Annotated in this window: 19 protein-coding genes and 4 pseudogenes; 12 read left to right on the forward strand and 11 right to left on the reverse strand. The window is 65.1% G+C overall.

Annotated elements, in window-relative coordinates; genetic code table 11:
• From ACFQDL_RS12530 to ACFQDL_RS12540, 3 genes and pseudogenes are all read right to left on the reverse strand, one after another.
• Positions 1–890, reverse strand: a pseudogene (locus ACFQDL_RS12530) (beta-keto acid cleavage family enzyme).
• A 211-nt stretch (positions 891–1,101) separates the two neighbouring features.
• A complete protein-coding gene (locus ACFQDL_RS12535; RefSeq protein ID WP_379909309.1) occupies positions 1,102–1,542 on the reverse strand; it encodes a helix-turn-helix domain-containing protein in 441 nt (146 codons plus the stop codon).
• A gap of 275 nt (positions 1,543–1,817) precedes the next feature.
• Positions 1,818–2,057: a type 1 glutamine amidotransferase family protein gene (locus ACFQDL_RS12540; RefSeq protein WP_379909310.1), complete on the reverse strand. Its 240-nt coding sequence runs from the start codon at positions 2,055–2,057 to the stop codon at positions 1,818–1,820.
• 131 nt (positions 2,058–2,188) lie between these two features.
• Here ACFQDL_RS12540 and ACFQDL_RS12545 point away from each other — a divergent pair, with 131 nt between their 5' ends.
• Positions 2,189–2,668: a thioesterase family protein gene (locus ACFQDL_RS12545; protein ID WP_379909311.1), complete on the forward strand. Its 480-nt coding sequence runs from the start codon at positions 2,189–2,191 to the stop codon at positions 2,666–2,668.
• Here the strand turns inward: ACFQDL_RS12545 and ACFQDL_RS12550 are convergent.
• Positions 2,665–3,546 carry an AraC family transcriptional regulator gene (locus tag ACFQDL_RS12550; RefSeq protein ID WP_379909312.1) on the reverse strand — a complete coding sequence of 294 codons (882 nt, stop codon included), beginning with the start codon at positions 3,544–3,546 and terminating at the stop codon, positions 2,665–2,667. The two genes, ACFQDL_RS12545 and ACFQDL_RS12550, sit on opposite strands and share 4 nt — an antisense overlap.
• A 382-nt stretch (positions 3,547–3,928) precedes the next feature.
• Here ACFQDL_RS12550 and ACFQDL_RS12555 point away from each other — a divergent pair, with 382 nt between their 5' ends.
• From ACFQDL_RS12555 to glsB, 11 genes and pseudogenes are all read left to right on the forward strand, one after another.
• On the forward strand, positions 3,929–4,693 hold the full coding sequence (locus ACFQDL_RS12555; RefSeq protein ID WP_379909313.1) for a DMT family transporter: 765 nt from the start codon (positions 3,929–3,931) through the stop codon (positions 4,691–4,693).
• A gap of 75 nt (positions 4,694–4,768) precedes the next feature.
• Complete coding sequence (locus ACFQDL_RS12560; protein ID WP_379909314.1) at positions 4,769–5,671, forward strand: transporter substrate-binding domain-containing protein; 903 nt, start codon at positions 4,769–4,771, stop codon at positions 5,669–5,671.
• Positions 5,668–6,549 carry a sensor histidine kinase gene (locus ACFQDL_RS12565; RefSeq protein ID WP_379909315.1) on the forward strand — a complete coding sequence of 294 codons (882 nt, stop codon included), beginning with the start codon at positions 5,668–5,670 and terminating at the stop codon, positions 6,547–6,549. The genes ACFQDL_RS12560 and ACFQDL_RS12565 overlap by 4 nt, the downstream gene beginning before the upstream one ends.
• A gap of 30 nt (positions 6,550–6,579) precedes the next feature.
• Positions 6,580–7,987 (forward strand): annotated as a pseudogene (locus ACFQDL_RS12570) (sigma-54-dependent transcriptional regulator).
• A 282-nt stretch (positions 7,988–8,269) separates the two neighbouring features.
• Complete coding sequence (locus ACFQDL_RS12575) at positions 8,270–9,286, forward strand: amino acid ABC transporter substrate-binding protein (RefSeq protein WP_379909316.1); 1,017 nt, start codon at positions 8,270–8,272, stop codon at positions 9,284–9,286.
• Positions 9,287–9,398: 112 nt separating this feature from the next.
• Positions 9,399–10,628, forward strand: a complete 1,230-nt coding sequence (locus tag ACFQDL_RS12580) for an amino acid ABC transporter permease (RefSeq protein WP_379909317.1) — start codon at positions 9,399–9,401, stop codon at positions 10,626–10,628.
• 5 nt (positions 10,629–10,633) lie between these two features.
• Positions 10,634–11,734, forward strand: a complete 1,101-nt coding sequence (locus tag ACFQDL_RS12585; protein ID WP_379909318.1) for an amino acid ABC transporter permease — start codon at positions 10,634–10,636, stop codon at positions 11,732–11,734.
• 20 nt (positions 11,735–11,754) lie between these two features.
• Positions 11,755–12,516 carry an amino acid ABC transporter ATP-binding protein gene (locus tag ACFQDL_RS12590; RefSeq protein ID WP_379909319.1) on the forward strand — a complete coding sequence of 254 codons (762 nt, stop codon included), beginning with the start codon at positions 11,755–11,757 and terminating at the stop codon, positions 12,514–12,516.
• A 466-nt stretch (positions 12,517–12,982) separates the two neighbouring features.
• Positions 12,983–14,450: pseudogene (locus ACFQDL_RS12595) on the forward strand (alanine/glycine:cation symporter family protein).
• Between the two features lie 135 nt (positions 14,451–14,585).
• Positions 14,586–19,366 (forward strand): annotated as a pseudogene (locus ACFQDL_RS32870) (NAD-glutamate dehydrogenase).
• Positions 19,366–20,319, forward strand: a complete 954-nt coding sequence (gene glsB / locus ACFQDL_RS12620; RefSeq protein WP_379909320.1) for a glutaminase B — start codon at positions 19,366–19,368, stop codon at positions 20,317–20,319. The pseudogene ACFQDL_RS32870 and the gene glsB overlap by 1 nt, the downstream one beginning before the upstream one ends.
• A 229-nt stretch (positions 20,320–20,548) precedes the next feature.
• Here the strand turns inward: glsB and ACFQDL_RS12625 are convergent, their stop codons facing one another.
• From ACFQDL_RS12625 to ACFQDL_RS12655, 7 genes are all read right to left on the reverse strand, one after another.
• Complete coding sequence (locus tag ACFQDL_RS12625; protein ID WP_379909321.1) at positions 20,549–22,153, reverse strand: sensor histidine kinase; 1,605 nt, start codon at positions 22,151–22,153, stop codon at positions 20,549–20,551.
• The gene (locus ACFQDL_RS12630; protein ID WP_379909322.1) at positions 22,150–22,323 is read right to left on the reverse strand and encodes a hypothetical protein; all 174 of its coding nucleotides are present in this window, start codon (positions 22,321–22,323) and stop codon (positions 22,150–22,152) included. Before ACFQDL_RS12630 ends, ACFQDL_RS12625 begins: the two co-directional genes overlap by 4 nt.
• Before the next feature lie 25 nt (positions 22,324–22,348).
• The gene (locus ACFQDL_RS12635; RefSeq protein ID WP_379909323.1) at positions 22,349–22,546 is read right to left on the reverse strand and encodes a hypothetical protein; all 198 of its coding nucleotides are present in this window, start codon (positions 22,544–22,546) and stop codon (positions 22,349–22,351) included.
• The gene (locus tag ACFQDL_RS12640) at positions 22,536–23,006 is read right to left on the reverse strand and encodes a response regulator (RefSeq protein WP_379909324.1); all 471 of its coding nucleotides are present in this window, start codon (positions 23,004–23,006) and stop codon (positions 22,536–22,538) included. The genes ACFQDL_RS12635 and ACFQDL_RS12640 overlap by 11 nt, the downstream gene beginning before the upstream one ends.
• A complete protein-coding gene (locus ACFQDL_RS12645) occupies positions 22,990–24,483 on the reverse strand; it encodes a sensor histidine kinase (protein WP_379909325.1) in 1,494 nt (497 codons plus the stop codon). Before ACFQDL_RS12645 ends, ACFQDL_RS12640 begins: the two co-directional genes overlap by 17 nt.
• A 157-nt stretch (positions 24,484–24,640) precedes the next feature.
• Positions 24,641–24,985, reverse strand: a complete 345-nt coding sequence (locus tag ACFQDL_RS12650; protein ID WP_379909326.1) for a hypothetical protein — start codon at positions 24,983–24,985, stop codon at positions 24,641–24,643.
• Between the two features lie 11 nt (positions 24,986–24,996).
• Complete coding sequence (locus ACFQDL_RS12655) at positions 24,997–26,301, reverse strand: sulfite oxidase (protein WP_379909327.1); 1,305 nt, start codon at positions 26,299–26,301, stop codon at positions 24,997–24,999.
• Between the last annotated feature and the right edge of the window lie 30 nt (positions 26,302–26,331).

Genomic DNA, 26,331 nt, shown 5'->3' on the forward strand with positions numbered 1-26,331 from the left:
TTACTGGGTACCGCGCAGGCGCAGTTTCCGGCGGGCTTCGGCCGGGCTCAGCACCCGGGCGCCCATGTTCTCGACGATGTTGACAGCACGCTCGACCAGCTGGCCGTTGGTGGCGAAAACGCCCTTGTCGAGGTAGAGGTTGTCTTCCAGACCGACGCGGACATGGCCGCCGAGCAGCGCCGACTGTGCCGCCCAGGGCAGCTGGTTGCGGCCCAGTGCGAAGGCGGTCCAGTTGCTGTCGGCCGGCAGCATGTCGACCATGCCCTTGAGCAGGCTCAGCTCCGGCGGGGTGCCCAGGGGATGCCCTGGCAGAGCTGGAACAGGGCGTTGTCGTCCAGCAGCCCTTCCTTCTTCATCTGCAGCGCAAACCAGAGGTTGCCGGTGTCGAAGATTTCCAGCTCTACGGTGACGTCCAGCTCTTTGATACGGGCGGCCGCCCTGCGCAGCATGTCCGGTGTCGAGATGTACACCAGGTTGCCGTCGCCGAAGTTGACCGAGCCGCAATCCAGGGTGCAGATCTCGGGTTTCAGCTCCTCTATATGCACCAGCCGTTCTAGGCCGCCGACCAGGTCGGTTTCCGGGCAGAAGGCCGTGGGGTTCTCCTCCGGGCCGATATAGAGATCGCCGCCCATGCCCGCGGTCAGGTTGATGATGACGTCGCAGTCGGCGGCGCGCAGGCGTTCGCAGGCCTCGGCATAAAGGTCGACCCGGCGCGAACATTGTCTGGTCTCCGGATCGCGGACATGCATATGGGCGATGGCGGCACCGGCATTCCAGGCCTCGATCGCCGCATTGGCAATCTCTTCCGGCGTCACCGGAACATGGGGACTGCGGTTGGCGGTATCGGCGGCGCCGGTGACGGCGCAGGTGATGATGACGTCTTGGTTCATGTCGATTCAGGCTCTTGACTGTTGGGTTCTGCCTTCGCTCTGTCTGCGAAGGTGCGGCCCGGCGCAGGGGTAAGGCTTAAGCTACGCGGATGAGATGAACAGTTTTGCCTAAATTCGAATTTAAATTGTCCAAATACGATTATTTTGGTCGAATGACGCAACTGGATAACAGTGTTCCCTTTACGACAGCCCTGTCAGGCAACGGCGGACTTCAGCGTTCGCGGCTGGGCTTCCTGTCGAAGCGCTGCTGGTAGCTGCGGGTGAAGTGGGACAGCGAGGCGAAGCCGCAGGCGACCGAGATGGCGGTGACGCTGTCGGTGGTCTGCTGCAGCATCCAGCGGGCCTGGTCGAGCCGCAGATCGCGGTAGTAGGCGCTGGGCGTTTGCTGCAGGTAGTGACGGAACAGCCGCTCCAGTTCGCGTTCGGAGATCGACAGCTGAGTGGCGATAGCACTGATCCGCAGGGGCTCCTCAAGATTGAGCTCCATCAGCTGCACCGCCTCGACCAGGTGCCGGTTGCGACTGTCGAGACGCTTTTGCAGCGAGGTGCGTTGCGGGTCGCTGTGGGCGCGCTTGTGGGTGTAGATCAGCTCGTCCGATACGGTGGTCGCCAGGCCATTGCCGTGCTGAGTGCCGATCAGGTGCAGCATCATGTCGAGGCCCGAGAGGGCGCCGGGGCAGGAGAAGCGGCCGCGGTCGACGACCAGCAGTTCCTGAACGAAGTGGACGCGGGGAAAGGCTTCCTGCGTGCTGTCGAGGTTTTCCCAGTGCAGGGTGGCACGGTAACCATCCAGAATGCCGGCCGCGGCAGCAATATAGGCGGCGGTGTCCTGGCAGCCGATATCGGCGCCGTGGCTGGCCTGGTGCCGGATGAAGCCGAGCAGGCCCGGGGTAATCTGGGTCTGGGGATCGTAGCCGGCGCAGATGATCAGAGTTTCGCAGGGGGCCGGTCGCGTATGCTGTATTCGGTCATGATGTCGAGCGCATCGCTGCTCGCGACCAGGCCGCTACGTTCGGAAACCAGCTGCCAGCGGTACAGTTCGCGGCTGCTGCTGCGGTTGGCATGGCGCAGCGGATCAATCATTGCCGTCAGGCCGAACAGCGAAAAGCCGGGAATCAGCAGAAAGCTGATCATCTGTGGATAGTGGCGCGGGCGGTCTCCGAACATTGCGACTCCGGCGAGAACGGTAGAATTTGTCGAAAATTAACACCCAACCGGCGGATACAGTCAAATCCCTCCTCCGGTGGCGACTAGCATTGCGAGACAACCAACCCTTTGATTCTGCTTAGAGGTAACCGATGACAACGGAACTGAAGGTATTCGAAGGTCCGGTCAGTCCGGACTGGATCGACTATAACGGCCATATGAACGATGCCTGCTACGTGCTGGTGTTCAGCCAGTCGATCGACGAGTTGATGGTACAGCTCGGCCTCGACGAGGCCTATCGCAACGAGCACCAGGTGTCGATCTACACTATGCAAAGCATGGTGCACTATCTGCAGGAGGTGGCCGAAGGCGAACCGCTGCGAGTGACCGCGCAGCTTCTCGAAAGCGACGCGAAGAAGCTGCGGGTCTTTTTCCGCATGGTGCATGGCGAGAGCGGCGAGATGCTGGCGGCGATGGAAACCCTGCTGCTGCACATGGATATGGCGGCGAAGCGAGCCGCGCCCTTCCTGGCCGAGACCCAGGCAAAGGTCAGCGCCCTGCAGCAACGGCATGCCGAACTCGAATGGCCGGAACTGGTGGGGCGCAGCATCGCGCTGACACGGCCGCGCTAGCTGCGCCTCAATGCCTGTCGCAGCGCGGATGGCGCGATGCCGCGGGCCTGGCGAAAACGGTTGCTGAAGTGGCTGGTGGAGCTGAAGCCGCAGCGCAGGGCGATCTCGGTGATTGACTCGGAGCTTTCCCGCAGCAGCCGCTCGGCCCGCTGCAGGCGCTGCTGCAGCAGGTACTGGTGCGGCGCCTGGCCCTGGCTCTGCTTGAACATGCGGGCGAAATGGTATTCGCTCAGGCCCGCTTCGGCGGCGAGGTCCGCCAGCCGCAGCGGCTGGTCGAGGTGGGCGTCGATGTATTCCCGCAGGCGCTTTAGCTGGTAGGGTGCCAGGCCGCCGCGCACCTGCACCTCGGGCCAGCGCAGGGTGCTGTAGTGCTTGAGCAGGTGATTCAACAGCAGAGTCACGGCACTGCCGAGGGCCAGGCGGTCGCTGCTGTCCTGCCAGTTGCAGGCCAGCAGGAACTGGCGGAAGAGCAGCGTGATCTGCGGATCTTCGGCGAAGATCCGTGCATCCAGGCGTAATTCCGCCGGGCTGCGGTCCCAGGTCTGCTCCGCCAGCCGGCGCAGGTGCTTGTCGGTGAAGTAAAGGTGCACGAAGCTCAGGGGGCCGCGGATATCCCAGACCGACTCGAACGCCTGCGGCATCAGGCAAAGCCGGTCCGGGCCGCCGCCGTTGCGCCAGCCGCCTGCCGTTTTCCGGTAGCTCTCGTAACCGTCGGCGATATAGAGGCTCAGGGTGTGGTGGTTGGCATCGGTCTGGTGGATACGGTCGTGCCGGTTGGACCAGGAGGCCAGGCCGATGCCCGCTTCCAGCTGCGTATGATCCAGCAGTCTGGCCCTGTGCTGGCGCAGGTTGTCGAATAAACGGTATGACTCGATCAAGGTGCGTGGCTCCCGGAACCCCGACGCGTCCGGCGTCGATGTTCCCTAGTCTGGATAGCAAAATGGTAACGCCGCCCGGCCGCGACGGCCACTGTGGCCGGTGCAGAAAACCGCAAGATTGTGCAACCCGGCCCTGTGCATGAAAGCCGTCCGGCGGGGAGGGTGGCAAGCTTGGGTCAAGACACTGGCCCGGAGGTCCTTGCCATGACCCTGTTTCTCTATGCGTCGACAGTGATGATCTGGGGCACCACCTGGATCGCCATCATGCTGCAGCTGGGCGAGGTGCCGGTCACCGTCTCGGTTTTCTACCGCTTCGCGCTGGCGGCGCTGATCCTGGTCGGAGGTCTCTGGCTGAGCGGCCGCCTGCGCCGCCTCGCCCGGCGTGACCACCTGTTCTGCATGCTGCAGGGGCTGCATCTTCAGTTTCAATTTCTACTGCTTCTACAGCGCCGGGTCCGTGGTGACCAGTGGCCTGGAGTCGGTGATTTTCTCGATGGCGACGCTGTTCAACGCCGTCAATGCGATGCTGTTCTTCGGCCAGCGCATCGACGGCCGCTTCTGGCTGGCGACCCTGCTGGGCTTCGCCGGCATGCTCAGCCTGTTCTGGCGGGACCTGGTCGGCGATGGGCTGGACCTGGCGATGCTCGGCGGCATCGGCCTCTGCCTGCTCGGCACCTACCTGTTCTCGCTCGGCAACATGATCAGCCTGCGCCATCAGCGCCGCGGGCTGGACCTGCTGTCCACCAACGCCTGGGCGATGGGTTACGGCGCGCTCTGGATGCTGATCGTCTCTCTTTTCGGCGGTGCCGCCTTCGCGCCCGAATGGACGCCGTCCTATCTCGGCGCGCTGCTGTATCTGGCGATATTCGGCTCGGTGCTGGGCTTTGCCGCCTACTTCGCGCTGATCGGCCGCATCGGCGCGGGGCCCGCGGCCTATGCAACCCTGCTGTTCCCGCTGGTGGCGCTGAGCATCTCGACCCTGGTAGAGGGCTACCGCTGGACGCCGGCGGCGGTGGCCGGCATGGCGCTGATCCTCGCCGGTAACCTGGTGATGTTCAGCCCCCGCGGCCTTCGCGGCTGGCCGGCGCGTCTGCACTGGCGCCGGAGCCCCGGTGCACTGAACGGCACCCAGGAGGCCGAACCCTGAGTCGTGGGGCAAATTGCGGCATAATAGGACGGTCGCCCGGAGGATCCGGGCCTGAACCGGACGCGATGATCTCTTATGCTGGCGCCAACCTTCATGCACAGTCACCGGCGCGCCCGTGCCCTCGGGGCGCGGCTGACCGTTTTCGCGATGCTGATCTTGCTGGCCCTGTCCGCCGCTCAGGGCTGGACGCAGGAACGGCTGTACGAGCGCGGCCAGGGTGTCGCCAAGCAGCGCATCGTCGTCGGCGGCGACCACTACCATCCGCCGTACGAATTCCTCGACGAGGACGGCAGGCCTGCCGGCTACAACGTCGAGCTGACCGAAGCGATCGCCGAGGTGATGGGCATCGAGGTGCAGGTCGTGCTCGGCGAGTGGTCCGAGATGCGCGCGGCACTGGAAAGTGGCAAGGTCGATATCCTGCAGGGCATGTCCTGGTCGGAGGAACGGGCCAGGACCTTCGACTTCGCGCCGCCCCATGCCATCGTGCACCAGTCGATCTTCGCCCGCCGCGGCGATCCGGTGGTCGACGTCGAAGGGCTGCGCGGCCGTGAGGTGATCGTGCAGAAGGATGACATCATGCACGACTACCTGCTGGAGCACGAGATCGGCGCCGAAATCGTCACCACCGATACCCACGCCGATGCCCTGCGCCTGCTGGCTTCGGGCCGGCACGACTATGCCCTGGTGGCGAACCTGCCGTCGCTCTACCTGAGCCGCGAGCTTGGGCTGACCAACATCCAGCCGGTCGCCAAGCCGTTCTCGCTGCGCTACGGTTATGCGGTGAAGAAGGGCCACTCCGACCTGCTGGCGCAATTCAGCGAGGGGCTGGCGATCCTCAAGAACACCGGCCGTCACCAGGCCATCTACGACAAGTGGCTGGGTCCGCTCGAGGACGCCGGCGCCATTCCGTGGAAGAAGATCGGCCTGGTCGGCGCCGCGGTCTCCGGCGCCCTGTTGCTGATACTGGGGGCATCGTGATCTGGAACCGGATGCTGCAGCGTGAAGTCGCGAGCCGCACCGAGGAGCTGCGGCAGCATCAGTTGCAACTGATCCAGGCCGACAAGATGACGTCTTTGGGTATCCTGGTATCCGGCGTGGCGCACGAGATCAACAACCCCTGCAGCCTGCTGCTGCTGAACCTGCCGGTACTGCGCGATGCCTACCACGATGCCCGGGAGGTTCTGGAGGAGCATTACCAAAGCCATGGCGACTTCGAACTCGGCGGGCTGGAATATTCGCGCATGCGGGACGAGATTCCACTGATGCTCGATGAAATGCTCGAAGGCACCCAGCGCATCAAGCGCATCGTCGGCGATCTCAAGGATTTCGCCCGCCAGGGCGATGCCGAACTGAACGAGTCGCTGGATCTCAATCAGGTGGTGAGGACGGCGATCCGGCTGGTCGACAATTCGATCCGCTCGGCGACCGGCCGCTTCGAGGTCGACTACGGCAGCGAACTGCCAGCGGTGCGCGGCAATGGCCAGCGCATCGAGCAGGTGGTGATCAACCTGATCCTGAATGCCTGCCAGGCGCTGCAAAGCACGGAGCAGGGGATCTTCCTGCATACCCGCTTCCATCCGGAAACCGGCCGGGTGTTGCTGGAAGTACGGGACCAGGGCTGCGGAATCGATGCCGAATCGATGTCCCGGCTGACCGACCCCTTCTTTACCACCCGGCGCGAATGCGGCGGCACCGGGCTCGGACTGTCGGTGTCGGCCGGCATCGTGCGCGAACATGGCGGCAGCCTCGACTTCGAGTCAACCCCCGGGCAGGGCACCCGCGTGACCCTGGCGCTGCCGGCATTGGCCGAGGGCGAGGCGGATGCAGTACTATCGGCTCCCGGTATGGCGGGCTGATCGGCAAGCCCCCGGCAGATGGACACAACGATGAAGCAAAACCTCTACCCCTCCTTCGGCCTGCTGCTCGTCGACGACGAGCCGTCTTTCCTGCGCAGCCTGAGTATTGCCCTCGAGCGTTCCGGCGGCATCAGCCACCTGCATCGCTGCCAGGACAGCCGCGAGGTGATGGCGATCCTGGCGCGGGAAAACATCGGTCTGGTGACGCTGGATCTGACCATGCCGCACCTGTCCGGCGAGAAGCTGCTGAGTCGGATCGTCGAGGAACATCCGGACGTCGGCGTCATCGTCATCAGCGGTCTGAACCAGGTCGAGACCGCGGTCAACTGCATCAAACTCGGCGCCTACGACTACTTCGTCAAGACCGACGAGCAGGACCGCCTGATCGAAGGGATCAAGCGCGCCATCCGCCTGCAGGAGCTGCGGCGCGAAAACCAGGAGCTGCGCCAGCGGGTCCTCAACGACACCCTCGAACATCCCGAGGTGTTCGCCTCCATCGTCAGCGGCGACAAGGGCATGCGCGCGGTGTTCCAGTACCTCGAGTCGGTGGCGCCGAGCCGCCAGCCGATCCTGATCAGCGGCGAAAGCGGCGTCGGCAAGGAGCTCGTCGCCCGTGCCGCCCACGAGCTGAGCGGCTGCCGGGGCCGCTGGTCTGCGTCAACGTCGCCGGGCTCGACGACAACCACTTCGCCGATACGCTGTTCGGCCACCAGCGCGGCGCCTTCACCGGCGCCGAGAGCGCCCGTGCCGGCATGATCGACCAGGCGGCCGACGGCACCCTCTTCCTCGACGAGATCGGCGACCTGAGCATGGCGTCCCGGTGAAGCTGCTGCGCCTGCTGCAGGAGGGCGAGTACTATCCGCTGGGCAGCGACAGGCCCAAGCGGATGCGGGCCCGGGTGCTGGTGGCGACCCACCAGGATCTGGCCAAAAAGCAGGCCGACGGGAGCTTCCGCAAGGATCTGTACTACCGGCTGCGGACCCATCAGGTGCAGGTTCCGGCCTTGCGCCAGCGCAAGGGCGACATTGCGCTGTTGCTCGAGCATTTCCTCGAAGAGGCCGCGGCGGAACTCGGCAAGGTCAAGCCGGCCGTGCCGCGGGAGCTTCCGGTGCTGCTGTCCAATTATGCTTTCCCCGGCAACGTCCGCGAGTTGCGCGCGATGGTCTACGATGCCGTCAGCCAGCACCGCTCGCGGATGTTGTCGATGGACGCCTTCAAGCGTGCCATCGACCTGAACCGGGACGAGCTGCCCGCCCAGCCGCTTCCGGATAGCAGCCCCTTCGTGGCCGATGCTCCGCTGCCGAGGCTGCAGGAGGTGGCCGACCTGCTGGTGCAGGAGGCGATGCGCCGTGCCGAGGGCAACCAGTCCATCGCCGCGCGGCTGCTCGGGGTGTCGCAGCCGGCCCTGAGCAAGCGGCTGAAGAAACGCCAGTCCTGAACCCCTATAACCTCGGGTGTGGGCTATAACCTGCGGGAGTATCGATAACTATCTGATAATTAAATGATATTTTCCATTTTTGCCGGATGCGCGGGCATTTGGTTATACCCCTTCGAGGCCGGCCGCTGCTGGCGATGTCGAAAATTTACTCCTTGAAAACAATGACTTGGCCCAGGTCGATGGAACTGGCATCGGGCTTGCTCTATTGCTGTCGACGCCTACCCGAGGGTGGCGTTCGATAACACTAATAAGCAAGAACGTCAGATCAAGGAGAATCGCTCGATGATGAAGAAAACACTCACGGCCGCGCTGCTGATGTCCACCGCCGTCGCCGGTCAGGCTGCGGCCGAAGGCACCCTGGGCAGCGTCAAACAGCGCGGCTGGCTGCAGTGCGGCGTCACCAACGGCGTGCCGGGCTTCTCGGTACCCGATGCGCAGGGCAACTGGCAGGGCCTCGACGTCGACGTCTGCCGCGCCATCGCCGCCGCAACCCTCGGCGATGCCCGCAAGGTCAAGTACATCCCGCTGACGGCCAAGGAGCGCTTCACCGCGCTGCAGTCCGGCGAGGTCGATGTACTGTCCCGCGTCACCACCTGGACCCTGGCCCGCGATGCCCAGCTGGGAATTAATTTCGCCGGCGTGACCTACTACGACGGCCAGGGTTTCCTGGTGAAGAAGGACCTCGGCCTCAAGAGCGTCAAGGAGCTCGATGGCGCCACCGTCTGCGTCCAGTCCGGCACCACCACTGAACTGAACCTGGCAGACTATTTCCGCAGCAACGGTCTCAGCTTCACGCCGGTGGTGTTCGATACCAACGAACAGGCCGCCGGCAGCTTCAACAGCGGCCGTTGCGATGCCTTCACCACCGACCTGTCCCAGGCCTACGGTCTGCGTACCCGCATGAGCGATCCGGAGGCGGTCGTCGCGCTGCCCGACGTCATCTCCAAGGAGCCGCTGGGGCCGGCGGTGCGCCAGGGCGACGACCAGTGGTTCAACATCGTCAAGTGGTCGCTGTTCGCGATGCTCAACGCCGAGGAGCTCGGCGTCACCTCGGCCAACGCCGACGAGATGAAGGCCAGCGACAACCCCAATATCAAGCGTCTGCTCGGGGTCGACGGGCCCAAAGGCAAGGGGCTGGATCTCGCCGACGACTGGTCCTATCAGATCGTCAAGCAGGTCGGCAACTACGGCGAGGCCTTCGCCCGCAACGTCGGCATGGACTCGCCGCTGCAGGTCGAGCGCGGCATCAACGCCCTCTGGAACCAGGGCGGCTTCCAGTACGCCCCGCCGATGCGCTGAGTCCTCGGCTCCGGGGTCGGGGCTGTCGCATGGCATCCCCGGCAAATACTGGTCCTGATAGCGGGCACCGGGGCGCCTGACGGCAGCCGCGGCCTGCCCGATGGAGCACTACATGTCCGCAGACAACATCCTGGCCGAGCGACTCCAAGGCCAGCCGGTTCCGCGTGAAGGGACCGCCGTGCCCGAGCGCGCGGTCCCGTTCTGGAACGATCCGGGCAAGCGCGCACTGCTGTTCCAGGCGCTGCTGCTCGCGATGCTCGGCTTTCTGATCTACAGCGTCGTCAGCAATACCCTCGACAACCTCGAAAGCCGCGGCATCACCACCGGCTTCAGCTTTCTCGGCGACGAGGCCGGCTTCGGCATTCCGCTGTCACTGATCGACTATACCGAGGCCGACAGCTACGGCCGCACCTTCGTCGTCGGTCTGCTCAACACCGTGCTGGTCTCGGCGCTCGGCATTGTCGCCGCGACCCTGCTGGGCTTTCTGCTCGGCGTCGCCCGGCTGTCCGACAACTTCCTGGTCGCCAAACTGTCGGCCACCTATATCGAGATCTTCCGCAACATCCCGCTGCTGCTGCAGATCTTCTTCTGGTATTTCGCGGTCCTGCAGGCCCTGCCGTCGCCGCGCCAGAGCCTTGAACTGTTCGGCGGCTTCCTCAACGTGCGCGGCCTGTCGGTACCCCGCCCGGTGCCGGAAGCGGGCTTCGGGCTCGTCGTCGGCGCTCTGGTGCTGGGGATCGTTGCAACGCTGCTGCTGGTGCGCTGGGCCCGCCGGCGCCAGGAGGCGACCGGCCGGATCTTCCCGAGCCACTGGGCCGGCGCCGGCCTGATCGTCGGTCTGCCGCTGCTGGCCTTCCTGGTCGCCGGCATGCCGCTGTCGCTGGACCGGCCGGAGCTGCGCGGCTTCAATTTCAGCGGCGGCATGACGCTGCTGCCGGAGCTGGTCGCCCTCTGGCTGGCGCTGACCATCTACACCGCTGCCTTCATCGCCGAGACGGTGCGCGGGGGCATTCTCGCGGTCCCCGGAGGCCAGCTCGAGGCCGCCTCGGCGCTGGGCCTGCCGAAGGGCCGCACGCTGCGCCTGATCGTCATTCCGCAGGCGATGCGGGTGATCATCCCGCCGCTGACCAGCCAGTACCTGAACCTGACCAAGAACTCGTCGCTGGCCACGGCGATCGGCTACCCGGACCTGGTGTCGGTGTTCGCCGGCACGACGCTGAACCAGACCGGCCAGGCGATCGAGGTGATCTCGATGACGATGGCGGTTTACCTGACCTTGAGCCTGCTGACCTCGCTGTTCATGAACGGGTACAACAAGCGCATGGCGCTGGCGGAGAGGTAGACATCATGAAATACGCTATCGAACCGGCGCTGCCGGCACCGGCGAACACCGTGGGCGCCATCGGCTGGATGCGCCAGCACCTGTTCCACGGCCCCTTGAGCTCGGCGGCGACGCTGATCATCGCCTTCCTGGCGATCTACCTGCTGACCCCGGTGGTGCAGTGGGCCCTGATCGATGCCGACTGGATCGGCGACAGCCGCGAGGCCTGCTCGAGCGGCGGCGCCTGCTGGGTCTTCATCGGCACCCGCCTGGAGCAGTTCCTCTACGGCTTTTACCCTTCGGCGGAGACCTGGCGTCTCGACCTGGCCTTCGTGCTGCTGATCGCACTGATCGCCTGGCTGGCGGTCCCGCGCCTGCCGTTCAAGGGTCGGGTCTCGGCCTTCACGCTGCTGTTCTACCCGATCGTTGCCTATTACCTGCTGAGCGGCGGCGCCTTCGGCCTGACCGATGTCGAAACCCATCGCTGGGGCGGCTTCAGCCTGACCCTGGTGCTGGCGGTGGTCGGCATCGTCGCCGCCTTGCCGTTTGGCGTGCTGCTGGCCCTGGGCCGGCGCTCCGAGATGCCGATCGTGCGTTCGCTGTCGGTGGTCTATATCGAGGTCTGGCGCGGCGTGCCGCTGATCACGGTGCTGTTCATGGCCTCGGTGATGCTGCCGCTGTTCTTTCCCGAGGATATGAGCTTCGACAAGCTGCTGCGGGCGCTGATCGGCATCATCCTGTTCCAGTCCGCCTACATGGCCGAGGTGGTGCGCGGCGGCCTGCAGGCGATTCCGCGCGGCCAGTACGAGGCCGCCGATGCGCTGGGACTGAGCTACTGGAAAAAGATGATCCTGATCATCCTGCCGCAGGCGCTGAAACTGATGATTCCCGGCATCGTCAACACCTTCATCGCCCTGTTCAAGGACACCAGCCTGGTGGTCATCATCGGCCTATTCGACCTGCTGGCGATCGTCCAGGCCGCCGGCAACGACCCGGACTGGATCGGTTTCGCCACCGAAGGCTACATCTTCGTCGCGCTGATGTTCTGGATCTTCTGTTTCGGCATGTCCCGCTACAGCCAGCACCTCGAGCGCAAACTGCATACCGGCCACGGCAACCGCGCCTGATTCGAACGGAGAAAAACAATATGACCCAGCCAAGCATCCAACAGCAAAACCTGGCCGTCGAACTGCGCGGCGTCAACAAGTGGTACGGCGAGTTCCATGTGCTGAAGAACATCAATCTGCAGGTCGGGAAGGGCGAACGCATCGTCATCTGCGGCCCATCCGGCTCCGGCAAGTCGACGATGATCCGCTGCATCAACCGCCTCGAGGAGCACCAGCAGGGCGATATCATCGTCAACGGCACCCGCCTGACCGAGGATCTGAAGAAGATCGAGCAGATCCGCCGCGACGTCGGCATGGTGTTCCAGCATTTCAATCTCTTCCCGCACCTGACGGTGCTGGAGAACTGCGTGCTGGCGCCGATGTGGGTGAAGAAGGTGCCGCGCCGCGAAGCCGAGGCCACGGCGATGCAATACCTCGAGCGTGTGCGGATCCCGGAGCAGGCGAAGAAGTACCCGGGCCAGCTCTCGGGCGGTCAGCAGCAGCGCGTCGCCATCGCCCGCTCGCTATGCATGAACCCGGACGTAATGCTGTTCGACGAGCCGACCTCGGCCCTCGACCCGGAGATGATCAAGGAGGTGCTCGATGTCATGATCGAGCTGGCCCGGGAGGGCATGACGATGCTCTGCGTGACCCACGAGATGGGCTTCGCCAAGACCGTCGCCGACCGGGTGATCTTCATGGACGCCGGCCAGATCGTCGAGGAGAACGAGCCCCACGAATTCTTCAACAACCCGCAGCACGAACGCACGCAGCTGTTCCTGAGTCAGATCCTGCAGCATTAAGGTAGGTGCTGGTGACCGCCACGGATGGCGGAGGGCCGCCCCGCGTAAATCCTGATATTGCAGGAGCAAATATCAGGGGAACGAAGTGAACCGCACCGCCCAAACGGTGCGGTTCGCAGGCTCACCGGCACCCCACGCACTCACCCTCCGCAACTACCTATAACCTGCGAATCCTCTATAACCTCAGTGCCATTCCGTAACGCTCTGATTTTTAAGTGTTTTGTGTTTTTCGGACGGCTCGCACCCCATCTGGTTATACCCCTTCGGGGCCAGTCCGGCTCCAGGTCAAAACAGTTTTTTATTTTAAAAACATAAGGTTACTGAATACCTGCCGGGGCTGGCACAGCGCTTGCTGAATATTGTTTGTGACGGCGACCCGGTGGGTGTTTCCGAGCGTGCCCGCAACCGGTCGTCAGCCTGTATCGACGGGCCGCATCTTTCACAACAAAAACAGCGGAGTTTTCCCATGTTGGATTTTCTCAACGACCTGCTCTGGGGCAAGGTCCTGATCGTGCTGCTGATCACCGTCGGCGTCGGCTTCACCGTCGCCTCCCGCTTCGTCCAGTTTCGCTACTTCGGCCGGATGTTCCGGATCCTCGGCGCCAGCCAGCATTCCAGCGCGACAAGCACGGCCACCTCAGTTCCTTCCAGGCACTGCTGCTGTCGGTCGCCGGCCGTGTCGGCGGCGGCAACATCGCCGGCGTCGCCGTCGCCATCACCCTCGGCGGCCCCGGTGCCATTTTCTGGATGTGGATGGTCGGCCTGATGGGCATGGCCACCAGCTATCTCGAGTGTACCCTGGCCCAGGCCTACAAGCAGGCCGAGCCGGACGGTACCTACCGCGGCGGCCCCGCCTACTACATTTCCCGCGGCCTTGGCCGCAACTGGAAATGGCTCGCCGGCCTCTACTCGGTGCTGCTGCTGGCGACCTTCGGTTTCGGCTTCACCGCGCTGCAATCCTATGCCGTGGCGACCTCGTTCGACGACGCCTTCGGCGTACCGGTCTTCTACACCGGCATTGGTCTGGCGATGATCGTCGGCCTGATCATCTTCGGCGGCGTCAAGCGCATCGCCGGGTCTCCGAAGTGCTGGTGCCGGTGATGGCCGGCAGCTACATCCTCATCGCCCTGGCGGTGCTGGGGCTGAACCTCGAGCGCATTCCCGACGTCTTCATGCTGATCGTCAACAGCGCCTTCGGCCTCGAGCAGGCGGTCGGCGGGGGTATCGGCGCGGCGATCCTGATGGGCGTCAAGCGCGGCCTGTTCTCCAACGAGGCGGGCCTTGGCAGCGCCCCCAACGTGGCCGCGGTGGCCTATGTACCACACCCGGCCAACCAGGGCATCGTCCAGGCCTTCTCGGTCTTTATCGACACCCTGATCATCTGCTCGGCCACCGCCTTCATCATCCTGCTCAGCGGTGTCTACGATCCGGCCACGGCCTCCGATGTCGGCGGCGTCGCCCTGACCCAGGCTTCGCTGGCCGAACACGTCGGCGAATGGGGCCGCAGCTTCGTCAGCGTCGCGCTGCTGCTGTTCGGCTTCAGCACCATCCTCTACAACTACTACCTGGGCGAGAACAGCCTGAACTTCTTCAGCACCGAGAACCAGAACCTGTTCAACGGCTTCCGCGTCGCCATCATCGGCCTGGTGTGCTGGGGCGCCACCACGGATCTTGGCACCGTCTTCGCCTTCGCCGATGTCACCATGGGGCTGCTGGCACTGGCCAACCTGTTTGCGCTGATCATGCTGATCAAGCCCGGCCTGCGTATCATGCGCGACTTCGACGATCAGATCAGGGCCGGCGTCGAGCAGCCGGTGTTCGATGCCGCCCGCTTCGCCGATATGAACGTCGACCCGGTGGCCTGGGAGATCGAACCCGAGGACCTCGAACGGGCCCGGCAGGCCGCCGCCGCGCCTGTCCTCGGCACTGGCTGAATTCGTAAACCGTTATCTTGAGCACCAGCCGCTGGCGGTGGGTGGCGGACCCTGGGTCCACCACCTGTCGCCGGAGGCTTCATTTTGACCACCACGACTTACCACTTACGCCCAACAGGAACATACAGGTGCATCATGCCCGACTCCGGTCTTCCCAATAACAAAGAACAACTGTTGACCCGTTTCGTCGAATCTCTGGATTCAGGCTTCCCGGAACGGGAGGTCGCCCAGATCAATGCCTTCGCGCGCCAGCTCTTCCAGGTGGTGCCGACCGGGGAAATGCTGCAGTGTGCCGTCGAGGATCTGCAGGGGATCGCCCTGTCGGCCTGGCAGTTCGTGCAGCAGTACGACGGGCGCAAACCCCGGGTTCGGGTATTCAACCCCGATCAGGAACAGCATGGCTGGCAGAGCCGCCACACCGTCATCGAAGTGCTGCAGCAGGACTCCCCTTTCTGGTCGAGTCGATCCGGATGGAACTGAACCGGCGGGAGCTGGCCATCCACCGGATCTGCAATACGGTACTGGGCGTGAGCCGTCGCGAGGGACAGCTGGAGACGCTGGTCCCCCTGGACGTCGAGCCCGGCCGGCGCGAGTCCCTGATCCACCTCGAAATCGACCGTCAGTCCGATCCCGAGATGCTGAAGGCGCTGCAGCAGGGAATCCTGGACGTGCTGGCGGATGTGCAGGTGGCGGTCGGCGATTTCGCGGCGATGCAGGCGCGCGTTGCCGAGCTGCGCAGTCAGTTGCACGGCGCCGAGGCCGGGGAGGCGCGGGCTTTCATCGACTGGCTGCTGGACGGCCATTTTATATTCCTCGGCGTCGAGGAGAGCAGCGGTTCGGCCTCCGATGGCATGCAGCCGCTGCCCGAGCGCGCCCTCGGTATCGGCGGGCGCGCGCAGGCGCTGCCGCCGGTATCGGCACAGGCCTCGACACTGCTGACGTTCGCCCGGTCCGGGCAGCGTTCCCGGGTGCACCGCCCTGCCTACCTGGACGTGATCGGCATCCGTCGCTGCGACGAGGCGGGGCAGGTCGTCGGCGAGTGCCGTGTTCTGGGCCTCTACACCGCCCCGGTGTGCCGGCAGTCGGTGCTGCAGATTCCGCTGATCCGGCGCAAGGTCGAAAGCGTGCTCGAGCATGCAGGCTTCAGCCACGACGGCCACAGCCGCAAGGCCCTGCTCGAGGTGCTCGAGGGGCTGCCGCGCGAGGAGCTGTTCCTTGCCGGGCCGTCGACGCTGCACCGCATCGCGATGGGCGTCTTCGATCTGCAGGAGCGGCACCGGGTACGGCTGCTGATCCGCCGGGATGCCTGCGACCGCTTCTATTCCTGTCTCTATTACGTGCCGCGGGACCTGTTCAACAGCGCCCTGCGGGAGCGGATCCAGCAGGTGCTGGCCGAACGGCTCGGGGCGGACGAGATCGAGTTCAGCACCCGTTTCAGCGACTCGATACTGGCCAGGGTGCATTTCGTTATCCGCGTGGCGCCGCAGGCCGGGGCCGCAATCGACGAGGCCGCGATCGAGGCGGCGGTCGTCGAGGCGTCGCGTGCCTGCACGACGAGCTGCGCAAGGCGCTGCTGGAGACCTGTGGCGAAGAGACCGGCAACCGTTTCAACCAGCAGTTCGGTCACGCCTTCCCATCGGCCTACCGCGAGCACTTTGGCCCCCGCAGCGCCGTGATCGACATCCAGCACCTCGACGGCCTGAACGAGGCGCAGCCCGTGGCGATGAGCTTCTATCGGGGGCTGGAGCCGGTATCGGAGCTGATGCGCTGCAAGCTATACCGCGCAGAGGCACCGCTGGTACTGTCCGAGGTGCTGCCGATCCTCGAGCAACTGGGCTTCCAGGTCCTGGGCGAACACCCTTACCCGGTCCGCACCCGGGACGGCCGCCGTCTGTGGCTGCACGACTTCACGCTGAAGCCCCGGGCCGGCGAGCGGGTGGAGCTGGAGGCGATTAAGCCCATCGTGCAGGAGGCCTTCCTGCGCCTTTGGCACGGCGAGGCCGAGAACGACGCCTTCAACCGGCTGGTGCTGGCGGCGCGCCTGCCCTGGCGGGAGGTGGCGCTGCTGCGTGCCTATGCCCGTTACGGCAAGCAGCTGCGATTCGATTTCAGCCAGACCTACATCGCCGATGCCCTCTGCCGCCATCCCCAGATCGTGCGTCAGCTGGTGGCGCTGTTCCGCGCCCGCCTGGAACCGGCCCGTCAGGGCAGCGACAAGGCCGAGGCGCTGGTCGAGCGTCTGGAGCAGGGCATCCTCGAGGCACTGGAGCGCGTCGAGAGCCTCGACGACGACAAGATACTGCGCCGTTATCTGACGCTGATCCGCGCGACCCTGCGCAGCAACTATTTTCAGCCCGGCCGTGACGGCCAGCCCAAGGGCTATTTCGCCTTCAAGTTCGATCCGCGCGCGATCCCCGGGATCCCGCTGCCGCGACCGCGCTACGAGATCTTCGTCTACTCGCCCCGCGTCGAGGGCGTGCACCTGCGCGGCGGCAAGGTTGCCCGTGGTGGTCTGCGCTGGTCCGACCGGCAGGAGGACTATCGCACCGAGGTGCTCGGCCTGGTCAAGGCCCAGCAGGTCAAGAACGCAGTGATCGTGCCGGTCGGTGCCAAGGGCTGCTTCGTCGCCAAGCAGATGCCCACGGATGGGGGCCGCGACGAGATGCAGGCCGAAGGTGTGGCCTGCTACCGGATCTTCATCAGCGGCCTGCTGGATCTGACGGACAACCTGGTCGGTGGCGAAGTGGTGCCGCCCGCCGAGGTCGCGCGTCGCGATGACGACGATCCCTACCTGGTGGTGGCGGCCGACAAGGGCACCGCGACCTTCTCCGATATCGCCAACGCCATCGCCGCCGACTACGGTTTCTGGCTCGGCGATGCCTTCGCCTCCGGCGGCAGCCAGGGCTACGACCACAAGAAGATGGGCATTACTGCCCGCGGGGCCTGGAGTCGGTCAAACGCCACTTCGGCGAGCGCAACCTCGATGTCCAGCACGAAGACTTCAGGGTGATTGGTATCGGCGACATGGCCGGCGACGTCTTCGGCAACGGCATGCTGCTCTCAAGGCACATCCACCTGGTCGCGGCCTTCAACCATCAGCACATCTTCATCGATCCAGACCCCGATGCGGCGGCGAGCTTTGTGGAACGGGAGCGGCTGTTCCGGCTGCCGCGCTCCTCCTGGGCCGATTATGACGCAGCGCTGATCTCGACAGGCGGCGGCGTCTTTTCCCGCCAAGCCAAGTGGATCGCGATTTCACCGCAGATGCGCGAGCGTTTCGACATCGAGGCCGAGCGGCTGCCGCCGGCCGAACTGATCAGCGCGCTGCTGCGCGCCCCGGTCGATCTGGTCTGGAACGGCGGTATCGGCACCTACGTCAAGGCCAGCCACGAGAGTCACGCCGAGGTTGGCGACAAGGCCAATGACGGCCTACGCATCGATGCCCGGACGCTGCGCTGCCGGGCGCTGGGCGAGGGGGCAACCTCGGCTTCACCCAGCTGGCCCGGGTCGAGTTCGCACAGCACGGCGGTGCCTGCAATACCGACTTCATCGACAACGCCGGCGGCGTCGACTGCTCCGACCACGAGGTCAACATCAAGATCCTGCTCAACGAGCTGGTGGCCAGTGGCGAGATGACGCTGAAACAGCGCAACCGCCTGCTGCAGGAGATGACCGACGAGGTCGCGACCCTGGTGCTGCGCAACAATTATCGCCAGGTGCAGGCGCTGAGCCTGGCCGAGGCCCACGCGCGCCGGGCGCCGGAGGAGTACCTGCGCCTGATCCAGCGTCTGGAGGCATCGGGGCGTCTCGACCGGGTGCTGGAGGGGCTGCCCGACGATGCCGCCTTCGCCGAGCGCCGGGCCCGGGGGCAGGCGCTGACGCGGCCGGAACTGGCGGTGCTGATGGCCTATGCCCGCGCCGAACTGAAGGAGGCGCTGGTGCGCTCGCCGGCCGTCACCGCCGACGACTGCCTGCTGCCGGCGCTCGAGAGCGCCTTCCCGTCGCGGCTTTGCGAGGCTTTCCCGGAACCGCTGTACCGGCACCGGCTGCGGCCGGAGATCATTGCGACCCAGCTGGCCAACGACCTGGTCAATACGATGGGGCCGGTCTTCGCGCACCGGCTGCAACAGGCGGCCGGTGTCGGGCTGGCGGATGTCGTCGTCGCCTACGTCATCGCCCGCGACCTCTTCGGCGTGCCGCAGCTGTGGCAGCAGATCGAGGCGCTCGACAACCGGGTCGACGCCGCAGTGCAGCTGGAGATGATGACCGACCTGCAGCGCCTGGTGGCCCGTGCCAGCCGGCGCCTGCTGCGACAGTCCGATCAGTTGCGCGACCCGGCACGGACGCTGGCCCGCTATCGCGACGGCGTAGCGGCACTCGGCGCATCGCTGTCCGAGCGGCTCAGCGGCGAACGGCTGCAGGCCTGGCAGCGGCGTCATGACGTCCTGTGCGAAAGCGGTGTGCCGGCATCCCTGGCCGGCCTCATCGCGGGCGCCGACTGCCTCTATTCGGCGCTGGCGGTCGTCGAGGTCGCGGAGCAGGCCGGCGTGCCGGCGGAGCAGGTCGCCGATATCTATTACGGCCTCGGCGAACGGCTCGAACTGCACTGGTTCGATCAGCAGGTGAAGGCGCTGGCGGCCGGCAGCCACTGGGAAGTGCAGGCGCGGGACTGCTACCGGGACGAACTGGACGGCCAGCAACAGGCCCTGACCCTGAGTGTGCTGGGCCTCGCGCCGGCGGATGACGGCGACAGCCCGATGGAGTCCTGGCTGGCCCGGCATGCCGCGGCGCTCGAGCGCTGGCAGCGGATGCTGACGGAACTGCGCAGCGCGGCCCAGGCCGAGTGCGCGGTCTTTTCGGTGGCGCTGCGCGAGCTAGGCCAGCTGGCACAACGCAGCCAGGAGGGGGCGGGCTGATGTCCGCCTACATCGCGGAGATGGACAGGGGCGGGATGCAGGACCGGGTGGACGGGATCGCCCACCGGGCGCGTAGCCGGCTGGGGACCGGCAAACTGGCGGACTATATCCCGGCGCTGGCCGATCAGGATCCGAACCGCTTCGGCATCGCGGTCTGCACCAATGACGGCCGGGTCTATGCGGCAGGCGATGCCCAGGAGGTCTTTTCGATCCAGAGCATTTCCAAGGTGTTCCTGCTGGCGCTGGCGCTGCGCGCCTGCGGCGGCGAACTCTGGAGCCGGGTCGGGCTGAATCCGTCGGGGATGCCGTTCAACTCCCTGAGTCAGCTCGAGGCAGAGCAGGGCAAGCCGCGTAACCCCTTCATCAATGCCGGCGCCATCGTCGTCGCCGACCATCTGGTGAGCGCTTTCGCGACGCCGGCACAGCACATCCAGGATGTGGCGCGCCGGTTGTCCGGCAATCCGTCGATCCTGATCGACCGGCGGGTACTGGAATCGGAGTGGCAACACCGTTCGCGCAATGCGGCGACGGCCTATCTGATGAAGTCGTTCGGCAATATCGCCAACGAGGTCGACGATGTCCTCTATGCCTATTTCGCCTGCTGCTCGCTGGGCATGAGCTGCGTCGACCTGGCCAGGGCGCTGAACTTCCTCGCCTCGGCCGGTTACGCCCGCTGCGCCGACGAGCAGTTCGTGACGCCGGCGCTGGCGCGCAAGATCAACTCGATCCTGTTCACCTGCGGCATGTACGACGCGGCCGGCGACTTCGCCTACCGCGTCGGCCTGCCGGCCAAGAGCGGCGTCGGCGGCGGCATCGTCGCCGTGGTGCCGGGCAAGCTCTCGGTCTGCGTCTGGTCGCCGCTGCTGGATGCCAGCGGCAACTCGGTCGCCGCCCAGTACGCGCTCGAGCTGCTGTCGAACGAGCTGGCCTCGAACGGAACTACCCCAGCGTAAAGAAAAGGTCGCGCCTTGACCGGGGGTGGCTTCGGCCCAGATGCGACCACCGTGCCTGTGGATGATGCGCTGGCCGGCTGTTGCAGCGCCAGCACTGCGCCGGTTCATGTCTGGCCGAGTGTGAAGAAAAAGGTCGCGCCTTGACCGGGGCTGGCTTCGGCCCAGATGCGGCCACCGTGCCTGTGGATGATGCGCTGGCCGGCTGTTGCAGCGCCAGCACTGCGCCGGTTCATGTCTGGCCGAGTGTGAAGAAAAAGGTCGCGCCTTGACCGGGGCTGGCTTCGGCCCAGATGCGGCCACCGTGCTTGTGGATGATGCGCTGTACGGTGGCCAGCCCGATACCGATGCCGGGGAACTCCGATTCCGGGTGCAGGCGCTGAAAAGGCGCGAACAGTCGCTCGGCATGGGTCATGTCGAAGCCGGCGCCATTATCCTGGACATAAAAGACATGCAGATCCCGGGGCTGCTGCGTACAGCCAAAGATGATCCGGGGATGGGGGTTTTTGGCGCTGTATTTCCAGGCATTGGAGAGCAGGTTTTCCAGTACGATGCGCAGCAGGCGCAGGTCGCCCGTCGCGGGCAGATCCTCTTCGATGCGGATATCCACCTGGCGTCCAGGCATGGCGTTCTGAAGGTCCGAGGCGACCTCCCGGGCCAGTTCGGCGAGATCGACCGCTTCTTTCCTCACCTCGGTCCGGGCGATGCGCGACAGGCGCAGCAAGTCGTCGATCAAGTGCCCCATGCGCTCCGAGGCACGGCGAATGCGCTCGAGGCAGTCCAGCCCGTTGTCATCGAGCAGGGCGCCGGATTGCACCAGCAGCAGCTGGCTGAAACCGTCGATATGCCGCAGCGGTGCCCGCAGGTCGTGTGAGACCGAATACGAGAAAGCCTCCAACTCCCGGTTGGCGGCTTCGAGCTGTTCGGTTCGTTGCCGCACCCGCTGCTCCAGTTCGCTGTAGAGCTGGACGTTCTCCATCGCGATCGAGGTGCTGTTGGCCAGCGCCTGCAGCAGCCTGAGCTGTTCCGGCGTGGCCTGGTAGGGCCTGGCCCAGTAATTGCCGATCGCTCCGATCGGCGCTGCAGTCCTGATCGGTACCATCGCCAGGCTCTTGACGAAGGTCGGTCGGTAGGCGTCGACCGGTATACGCGGATCCTTGTAGATATCCTCGATGACCGCCGGGGTGCGGTTGCGCATCACCCAGCCGCTGATGCAGGCCGACATCGGAAAACGGCTGCCCTTCCACAGCGGGGCGATGGCGTCCTCGTCGGCGTAATAGCACAGGTGGCGGTCGCGCAGGACGAAGGTCGCGCCATCGGCACCGGTCAACTCGCGTGCCGCCTGGCGCACGATGGTCATGACGGTTTCCAGGTCCCGGGCCAGCGAGAGCTCCTGGATAACGCCGATCAGGCGCTCGACGGGACGCTCCCCGGCGCCCGAAGCTGCCTGTTGAGCGGGGCGCTGTGAAGCCTTCAGCGCGCGTTCGATGGTGGGCGCCAGCCGTTCTAGGGCGGCTTTGGAGACAAAGGCGGCCTCCGCGCCGCTGTCCCTTGCCTGCTTATCGTCGCTGTCGTCGTATCCCGATACGAAAATGAAGGGTACACCGGGGCACTGCTGCCGGGTCAGCGCCAGTGCCGCCTGGCCGCTGAAGCCCGGAACGCTGCTGTCCGACAGGATCAGGTCGAAACCTTCGCTGTTCAGGGCGTTCAGGAAGTCGTCGCGCGAAACGGCCAGCTGTACCCTGGCGGGAAGCCCCTGGGCGGCAAGCGCCGCCTGGATCAAGTCAGCATCGTCGGTACTGTCTTCCAGGTGCAAAATGCGTAATGGATCTTTCATCGGTCGCACTCCTTCACATGAGAGATCAGCAGAATCCGCTGTACAGGGCATTGTTGCCCTCTGGGCTTAAGCGGCTGCACACCCTGGATGATGCCGAGGGAGAAGCCTGTACTGCAGATAGCCGTGACCTTGTCGAGATTATTGATATCCGGGCTGGTGAGGGGATCCAAGACCGCGGTCTCCTGGTTGTCATCATCAGAGTCCTGTTGACCACTGTTGCAACCGTTCGACGGTCGCGGTGACGCCGCCGCAAACGATCACCAGCACCGATGAGCAGTCGGCGAGCGACAGTGCCGGGGATTCGAGTAGCGGGGGGTCGATATGCAGGGCCTTCATCGAAATCAGCGTCTCCTCCGGTTTGTGGGCAGCGACGCCACCGCGATCAGCCGGCATCCGTTGCACGGCCGTCGGACGGCAGTACCACGAGGGTAAACCAGTAATCGGTCAGCGACTGCACCACCCTGGCGAAATTTTCGAAGTCGACCGGTTTGACGATATAGGAGCTGCAGCGCAGGCGATAGGAGCCGAGCACATCCCTGTCCGCGTCAGAGGTGGTCAGAACCACGACCGGCAGGTGCCGGAGTTCTTCGTCGCGACTGATGGCTTCGAGGACTTCGCGCCCACCCATGCGGGGCATATTGAGGTCCAGCAGTATCAGATCCGGCATCGGGGTGCCGGCATAGGCGCCTTCCTTGCGCAAAAAGGCCATGCATTCGACGCCATCGGGCACGTGGTGCAGATTCACGGCCAGGCGGGTGCGGCGAAAGCCGATCCTGGTCAGCTCGACATCGTTGTCGTTGTCCTCGACCAGCAGGATCTCCGCGGGCCTGCCGCGATCAGCCGGGTTGTTCATGGCCATTCTCTCCCTGTTGCGGAATCGTAAAATAGAAAATGCTGCCCCGGCCGGGCCCGGACTCGGTCCAGATGCAACCACCGTGGCGATGAATGACCCGGCGGCAGACGGCGAGTCCAATGCCGCTGCCGGGGTATAGGCGCTGCTCGTGCAGACGCTCGAAAATCTCGAAAATCCGTTCCCGGTAGCGCGGCTCGATGCCGATGCCATTGTCCTGCACCGCAAACAGCCAGTTCCCCTCATGCGCTCTGGCGGTTACCCGGACAATGGGCGGGTCGTTGCCGCGGTATTTGAGGCTGTTGCCGATCAGGTTGATCAGCACCTGCACCAGTTGCGAGCGGTCACCGGTCACCACCGGCAGATCGCCGCAGCTGACATCGGCTTCGCAGGCGCTGATCGAGGATTCGAGCAGCGCGACGGCGGCATCGAAAATCTCGCGGCCCGCCACCGGTTCGAACGGGTGGGCCTGGGAGTCGACGCGCGAGTACTCGAGCAGGTCGCGGACCAGCGTCTGCAACTGCTTCACCGACTGGACGATACGGCGGATCCAGTCGTTTGCCTGGGCATCCAGCCGGTCCTGGTAGCTGGTCTGCAGCAGCTCGACGAAACTGGCGACATTGCGCATCGGGGTCTGCAGGTCGTGGGAGGCGACATAGGCGAAGCGCTGCAGTTCGATATTGCTGCGCTCCAGCGCTTCATTGGCCCGTTGCAGGGTGGCATCGGCCAGCCGCTTGCGTTCGGATATATCGACGATGGCTGCCAGCACGAAAAGGCCTTCATCGGTCCTGACCGGGCTGAGCCCGATCTCGACCGGGAATTCCGTTCCATCCTTGCGGAGTGCGAAAAGGTCGCGTCCGGCCCCCATGCGCCTGGCTTCCGGGCTGGTGAAAAAGCGGGCGCGCTGGCCCGGGTGGCCGCCCTGAAAACGCTCGGGAATCAGGGCTTCGACTTTCCGCTGCAGCAGCTCTTCGCGACGGTAACCGAACAGTCTTTCGATTTCGGCGTTGACCTGCAACACGGTGCCGGTCTGGTCGATCATCACCATCGCCGTCGGTGCCGACTCGATGGTGGCGCGAAAGCGGGCTTCCATCCGCTTGCGCTCGGTCATGTCGACAATGGCGCTGACCACCAGGGTATCGTCGTTCGTCGCGATGGGGTTAAGGCCGATTTCGATCGGAAATTCGGTGCCATCCTTGCGCAGGCCGAAGAGGTCGCGTCCCGCGCCCATGGGCCTGGTCTTTGGTGAGCACATAAAGCCTGCGCGCATGTCCGGATGACCGGCACGGAATCGGTAAGGCAGCAGAATATCCACGGACTCACCGAGCAGTTCAGTGCTGCTGTAACCGAACAGCTGCTCGGCCTGGGCATTGACCAGCACCATGGCGCCGCTGCCATCGACCACGATCACCGCGGTCGGAACGGAGTTCAGGATTGCTGTCAACTGCTCCACACTTCTGATCGAGGTATTGCGAGCCACGAGACCTCCTTGTCGCAGGGTTGCGCGGACGCCGTGCCGGCTTCAAGCGGGCCCGGATTGGTTGACCGGCGTGCGGCTGCCTCCATCACTATAGATGATTTTCATCGGCATGTTTTAGTCGATTCTGCAGCGCCCGGCGAAAGGCGCCGGTCGAGCATCACTCCAGCCTCAACGGTTGCCGGCGCATCATGCCCGCCGGGATGTCCGGGACACCGTACTGCTGCGACAGGTAGTCCAGCACTGTCGCCTCGTCATCGCCGAGGTCCCAGAGCCCCTGGGTCTCCTGCATCCAGCGGATGAGCGATTCCCAGCGCTCCCGGCTGTGGTGGTTCTGGGTGATCAGCTTCGAAGAGTGACAGGCGGTGCAGTGGCCGCGCACCTTCTCCCAGCCGGGCGCGATCTTCAGGCCGCTGGTCGGGTCGATGGCCGGCGCCTGCGCCGCCTGCAGCGCGCCGGCGAACAGCAGCAGGCCGGCTGCGAGGGTTTTGCCGCCTCTGTTCATCCTACGCCTCCTCAGCCGACGATCACGGCGATGCGGTGGGCGGAGTTGTTGAGGTAGCCGCGCGGGTTCCAGCCCGGCAGCACCATCGGCTGGGAGATGCCCGTGTCGTCGACCGCCCGCGCCCAGACCTCGTAGTAGCCGGGCTGCGGGAACTTCACTGCATGGTCCCAGTGCTGCCAGGCGAGGCGGTTGACCGCCGGCTGCAGGGTTGCGGCCTGCCAGGTCTGGCCGAAGTCGATCGAGATATGCAGCTCCTTCACCGAGCGATCACCGGCCCAGGCGTGGCCGTGGAGTTTCAGTCCCTCTGCCAGGCTGTGCCGGATGCCGGAGCGGGGCGCGGTGATCAGCGACTTCACCGGCATCGACTCGATGATGCACATGCCCTCCGCCGGCACTTCGGTGCCGGGGGCCACCGGCTCGCACGGCACGCGGTAGGAATGTCCGGTCATCTTGGCGCCGTCGTGCACCTGGTTGCGGATCAGGATGCGATTGAGCCACTTGCCCGAGGTGGATCCGGGCCAGCCGCCGATCATCAGCCGCAGCGGGTAGCCGTTTTCCAGCGGCAGCGGCTGGCCGTTGAGACCCCAGGCGATCATCGATTCGTCCTCAAGCGCCTTGGCCATCGGCACGCCGCGGGAGATGGTTTCCTTGTTCGGGTCGCCGCTCAGGTGCGTGTCGGCGCCGTAGTAGCCGATATAGACGGCGTCGTCCTTGATGCCGCAGTCCTCGAGCACGTCGCGCAGCCGGATGCCGTTCCACTGTGGGCAGCCGACGGCACCGTAGGTCCACTGGTTGCCGCTGGCCGGCGGATAGAAACCGGCGCGGCCGTTGCCGCCGCACTCGAGGGTCAGCTGCAGGTCGACGGCGGCGAAGCGTTTCTTCAGCTCGTCCAGGGTGTAGGTCTTGGCGTTCCTGACCGACTCGCCGCCAATCGCCAGTGTCCAGGTCGCGAGGTCTATACCGGTCGGCGTCAGGCCGTTGTTGCGGATGAAGAGCCGCTCGGCCGGCGTGATATCGTCGTTGAGCAGGTGCGCCGGCGTTTCCGCATTGAGCGGCCGGTCGTTGAGCACCGTCAGGCCGTCCTTGCCGGGAATCTCGAACGGCGCCGCCGTCTCGGCGAAGGCCGCCGGAATCAGGCCCGCCGGCATGAAGCGGTGAAAGACGATGACGCCGCCGACCAGGGCCGACATCCGCCCCAGGCCGCTGATGAAACCGCGGCGCGTGCTCTGGTGCGCGCGCCGGCCGAAGACTTCCCAGTCGGCCCGTTCAGGATCCTGCCGGTAGAGGGCATGGATGCCGATCTTCTTGTTCTTCATCGAATAGCTCCCGAAACAGGGGGATTCAGG

It is taken from the genome of Marinobacterium aestuariivivens, assembly GCF_042661465.1.
Classification (GTDB): Bacteria; Pseudomonadota; Gammaproteobacteria; order Pseudomonadales; family Balneatricaceae; genus Marinobacterium_A; species Marinobacterium_A aestuariivivens.